Origin of the sequence: Thiocapsa sp. (assembly GCF_035467215.1) — a bacterium.
GTDB lineage: Bacteria > Pseudomonadota > Gammaproteobacteria > Chromatiales > Chromatiaceae > Thiocapsa.
The window spans coordinates 1-4,427 of the sequence record NZ_DATITZ010000106.1 but is presented as its reverse complement, the minus strand read 5'-3'; the positions used below and the strand labels follow the sequence as shown (position 1 = coordinate 4,427).

The 4,427-nt window shown below is 64.3% G+C and carries 3 protein-coding genes; all 3 read left to right on the top strand.

What is annotated here, in order from left to right; genetic code table 11:
• Positions 1-2,064 (top strand): putative bifunctional diguanylate cyclase/phosphodiesterase (locus VLR48_RS06105; protein WP_325290924.1); only part of this gene is annotated, 2,064 nt, incomplete at its 5' end.
• Between the two features lie 205 nt (positions 2,065-2,269).
• A complete protein-coding gene (locus VLR48_RS06100) occupies positions 2,270-3,154 on the top strand; it encodes an ATP-binding protein (protein WP_325290923.1) in 885 nt (294 codons plus the stop codon).
• 111 nt (positions 3,155-3,265) lie between these two features.
• Positions 3,266-4,111, top strand: coding sequence for an OmpA family protein (locus VLR48_RS06095; protein WP_325290922.1), 846 nt, complete (start codon positions 3,266-3,268; stop codon positions 4,109-4,111).
• Positions 4,112-4,427: the final 316 nt, after the last annotated feature.

Below are 4,427 nucleotides of genomic sequence, written 5' to 3'. Positions count from 1 at the left end.
CATGAGTCCCCGACCATGAGTCTGCGTCTGAACCGATTGATTCGGCATCACTGGAGACACTCGCGGGTTGTTCCCGCCTCGACGCGCTCGGCGACACGGGGTTACCTGGTCGCCCTGAGCGGCAGCCTCCTGACCTTGGGCCTGGCGGCTTGGGATTATCGCGGGCGGATGTCCGCAATCGCGGCCGATTCGAGCCGACAGGACGGCGAGCTCGGGGTTACGCTGGCCCTGGCGCTGGCCGTCGCGATGGCAACGGCGGGGATCGCGCTGCTCTTCTATCTGCGTTTCCGCATGCTCGCACGCGCGGAGCTGCGCGACCTCGCTGATCTGGACGCTGCCGGCGAGACCTTGCGCGCGCTGCTGGGCACCGTCTCGCACGGGGTGATCCTGACCGACATCGACGGCCGGATCCGCTTGTTCAATCCGGCCGCCGAGGTCCTCTTCGGACGCCTCGGCGAAGAGACCCTGGCCTTGCCGATCGATATCCTGATCCCGGATTTGCGCCTGTCGGATGTTTTCGATGGCTCCAGGGCGAGTCCCGGACTCGAGCCGCGCGTGCTCCACCTTCACGGTGTTCGCGCGGACGATCGGCCGTTCCCGATGCGCTTGCTGACGCGTCCCTTGACGCTCGACGGCGAGGAGTTCCGACTACTGATCGCCGAGGACATGACCGAGTCCGAGCGCAGCGAGCAACGCGTGGAATTCCTCCAACAGCGCGACCCGCTGACGGGTCTTCAGAACCGACCGACCTTCGAGCGCATCCTCGGTGCCGTCACGCCGCTGCGCGTTCAAGGGAGCCCCAAACACGCACTCTGCTTGATCGATATCGACCGTTTCAAGATCATCAACGACACCTTCGGTCACGCCGCGGGCAACAAGGTCCTCGAGCAGCTCGGGCAAATCGTCAAGACCAAATTGGCCGCCGCAACCGCCTTGGCCCGCTTGAGCGGAGACGAGATCGTCGCTCTCTTTGTCGGCGACGCGGCAAACCGGTCAAAGGATCTCTGCGAAGACCTGATCCGCACGACCCGCAATTTTCTCTTCACGTGGCAGGACCGTTCGTTCGACATCACCCTCAGCATCGGCCTCGTCGTCTTCGACCCGGTCACGACCAGGGCCCTCGATGCGCTCGGACAGGCCGATATCGCGTGCGGTGTCGCCAAGGAGAAAGGCCGGGATCGGTTACATATCTACAGCCATCGCGATGCCGAGAGCATCCGTCACCGCGGCGATCTCGCCCTCGTCCCCGCCATCGGCCGCGCGCTGAGCGAAGGGCGATTCCGAATCATGGCGCAGCCGATCCGATCGCTCCACGGCAGCGATGAGCCGATGCATTACGAGATCCTGGCTCGGATGCAGGACGAAAAGGGCAACGCCGTCGTGCCGGACACCTTCATCGGAGCGGCCGAGCGCCACATCCTGATGCCGGCAATCGACCGCTGGATCATCACGCACGTCTTTTCGCGCCAGTCCGAGCAACTTGCCGCCTGGCACGAGGCGGTTCCGGATCGCTTCATGCTCGCGATCAATCTGTCCGGGACCACGCTGATGGACGACGGCTTCATCGCTTATCTCAAACGTCAGTTCGCCGAGTACGCGGTCCCCTACTCCAGCATCTGCTTTGAAATCACCGAGACTGCCGCCGTGGCGGATCTGCGCCGCGCACGGACCTTTATGCTGGAGATGCGTGCGCTCGGAACATCCTTCGCGGTCGACGATTTCGGAACGGGCTTCGCCTCTTATGCCTATCTGAAGTTCCTGCCGGTGGACTATCTCAAGATCGACGGAAGCTTCGTGCGCAATCTGGAAACCGACCCCGTCGATCGTGCGCTCGTCTCCTCCATCAACCACATCGGACATGTGTTGGGCATGAAGACGATCGCCGAATGGGCCGAGACCCCGGAGCTGGTCGAGCGACTGCGTACGATGGGCGTGGACTATGCCCAAGGTTTCGCAGTCGGACGACCATTGCGGCTGGAGGATCTTCGGCTGCATCGCGCCTTGCGACAGGATGCAGCCGTGCCGGCTGCGGCGGATATCCTGCCTCGATCGGTCGCGCTTTGAGCCCGGGGCGCGACCACGCGATCAGCCGAGCTGCGGGTTTCACGGAATAGGACGGAGACGGTTTGCTTCAAAAATAAATAGAACAACTCGGCGAGAGAATTCCTTTACCACGGCTTTCGTTGTCGTTGTCGTTGTCGCAATCGTAATCGACAACGACAACGATTAAATTCCGTGCTCGACTTATCACTGACACGTGACTAACGCGATGGGAGCCAAGAAACGACTTCTCCGACGCGCCGAGGCCCTTTTGGAGCGTCTCGCGGTGCTGCTGCCCGGCGGCACCGAGCCCCCGGACTGGAGCGCCCACGCCTTTCGGTGGCGCCGCCGCGGCGATCGCGGTTGGCTGCAGGCGGTGCCCGCTCCGCATCGGATCAACCTCGACGATCTGCTCTGTCTGGATCGGCAGAAGGCCGAGATCGAGCGCAACACCGCTGCGTTCCTCGCCGGACGCGGGGCCAACAACGTCCTGCTGTGGGGCTCGCGCGGGACCGGCAAATCCTCGCTGATCAAGGCGGTCTTCAATGCGATGCGCGAGCGCGGACTGCGTCTGATCGAGATCGACAAGGACGACCTGATTCAGCTCCCCGAGATCCTGGAGCTGATTCGCGACCGCCCGGAGCGCTTCATCCTCTTCTGCGACGACCTCTCCTTCGATGCCGGCGAATCCGGCTACAAGGCGCTGAAGGCCGCCTTGGACGGCTCGATCACGGCAACACCGGAGAACCTGCTCATCTACGCCACCTCCAACCGCCGCCATCTGCTGCCCGAGCTTCAGTCGGAGAACCGGGAGGCCCGTATCGTCGACGGCGAGCTGCACCACGGTGAATCGGTCGAGGAGAAGATCTCGCTCTCGGATCGATTCGGCCTCTGGGTCGCCTTTCACCCATTCAGTCAGGCCCAATACCTCGCCCTTGTGCATCACTGGCTTGCCCGTCTCGCCACGACACCCGAATCGGCGGCATCCGAAACCGACGCATCCGAGCGGCACGAAGCGCTCGAGCGTGCCGCGCTCCAATGGGCCCTGCGTCGCGGCTCGCGCAGCGGTCGCACGGCGTGGCAGTTCGCGCGCGATTGGTCCGGGCGGGTTTGATCGGAACGCGGATCTGCGCGACCCGTTTTGCTATTCTGCGCGGGCGTGAGGAGCCCCCCCGAGCCGCACCCGATACCCCGTTGCTAAACGACTGACCCCCGAGGAACCAGCATGTCCGGTACAACCCCCTTAAAGCGATCGGCGTGGGTGCTCGCCTCCATCGTTCTCGGTATCGCCATTGCTGCCGGTCTCCTCATGGACGTCAGCCCGGGAACGGACACGGTGGCACTCTCCGCGGCGCCCGACGAGACCCGCGAGACAGCCGATATCCCCGTCGCGAGTCCGGTCGAGACACCTCTTGCCCCCATCGACACAGACGCGGATCAAAGGGCCGTTGACGCCCTGTTGGCCGAATTGCAGAACAAGATCCAGCGGCTCGAAGAAGACGTCGCCACCCTGCAGGAGCAACGCAAGCGGATCGACGATGACCTTGTCCGGCTGGCGGATCGCGGCACTCGGGAGCCTTTGTCGGCAACGACGTCTCCCCCGCCCGTCGAAGCGGCGCCGCCCGTGGAAGCGGCTCTGGCGGTCGAAGCGCCTCCGGCGGTCGATCGCGCGGGATTGGACGAGGCGCTCGAGCAGCTGGGTGCGCTTCCGACCGAACGCGGTCACTTGATCGCGCTCGGTGAACCCGAGCTCTCGTTCAAGGTTGGCCGGGCGGAATTCGACTCCGAGAAACCGGATGTCCTCGGCGAGATCGCCGAGGTGCTCAAGCGCTACGAGCACATGCTCGCGCGGATCGAGGGACACTCCGACAGCAAGGGAAACACGCGGCGGAACCTACAGCTGACTCAAGACCGAGCGCAATTGGTTCGCGACCTATTATCCGAGGCAGGTATCGATCCCGACCGCATTCAGGCCGAAGGCTTCGGCGGAATCCGCCCGATCACCGACAATCGGACGATCGCGGCGCGGGAGCGCAATCGTCGGATCGAGATCTATCTGATCGAGCCATAACGCCACGGTTGCCTCGGGGCAGCCGAGCGCTCGGTTCAGATCGGCGATCAGGTCCTCGGAAGGCGTTCGTCGCTGAGTCGTCCCTCGCCCCCATTGGCCGGCCCGGACGTATACTGACCGCTCGCCGAACCTCGAACAGCCCCGCCGTCGAGCCTTCATCTGCATCGGAGCACGTTGGACATGCCCAAAGCCCGTATCCCGCGTCGGGCCTCCAGGCCACCCACCGGTCCGGCTCGCGAGCCGATTCCCGAGCGGCCACCCAAACAGGCCCTGTTCGAGCACCTGGCGCTCATCGCCCGCGGTCTCGCTAGCGCCG